Genomic DNA, 944 nt, shown 5'->3' with positions numbered 1-944 from the left:
TTTACCTTGAATATTACCTGCCTTAAAAGTTATAATGTAAATAGTAAATATCAAGAGGTGGAATATGGAAGTTTCTATTATTCTGGCAGCTGGGCAGGGCAAGAGAATGAAATCTGAAAAAGCTAAGGTTTTACATGAAGTTCTTGGAAGACCTATGCTTTTTTATGTCTTAAATGCTTGCCAAGAATCAAATATTGAAAAAAATTTAGTTGTTATTGGTAACAAGAAAGAACAGATTAAAGAAGCCTTTGAAGAAAGCGAGTTTTTAAAGTTTATTTCTCAGCCCATAGGTGAAGATGCACCTTATGGTACAGGTTTCGCTGTGTCATGCTGCTTAGGAGAAATTGGAGATGAGGACAATATAATTATTTTAAATGGTGACACTCCTTTAATAAGCAGTAAAACCATTGACAAATTTTTAAATTATCATAAGTCTAAAAATAATGATTTGACTGTGCTTACGGCAGATTTTTGTGACCCAACAAATTATGGAAGAATAATAAGAGATGGCAATGCTAATGTTATTAAAATTGTTGAAGAAAAAGATGCCAGTGAAAAAGAAAAATTAGTAAGAGAAATTAATTCTGGTATTTTTGCCTTTAAGGGCAAATCTTTAAAATATGCTATTTCTAAAATTAATTCTGATAATGCACAAAATGAACTTTATCTTACAGACACTTTAAATATTTTAGTAGGAGAAAACAAAAAAGTTGGTTCCTATAAGCTAAAGGATAAGAGAGAAATCTTAGGGGTAAATTCAAAAGCTGAACTTGCTCATGTTTCTAGTATTTTAAGAGAAATTGTTAATAATGAATATATGCTTAAGGGTGTAACTTTGATTGACCCTGAGAGAACATATATTGAATATGGTGCAAAAATCGAAGAGGATGTTTGCATTTATCCTGGATCATATATAGATAAAAATTCACATATTAAAAAGGGAG

The 944-nt window shown here is 30.3% G+C and carries 1 protein-coding gene; it reads left to right on the top strand.

Annotated features, from left to right (window positions below):
* Positions 1-64: 64 nt before the first annotated feature.
* A partial coding sequence (locus HMPREF9131_RS06220) for a sugar phosphate nucleotidyltransferase (RefSeq protein WP_009346009.1) occupies positions 65-944 on the top strand: 880 nt, incomplete at its 3' end.

Origin of the sequence: Peptoniphilus sp. oral taxon 836 str. F0141 (assembly GCF_000179335.1) — a bacterium.
GTDB classification, from domain to species: domain Bacteria; phylum Bacillota; class Clostridia; order Tissierellales; family Peptoniphilaceae; genus Peptoniphilus_A; species Peptoniphilus_A lacrimalis.
This window is presented reverse-complemented; position numbering and strand designations above follow the sequence as displayed.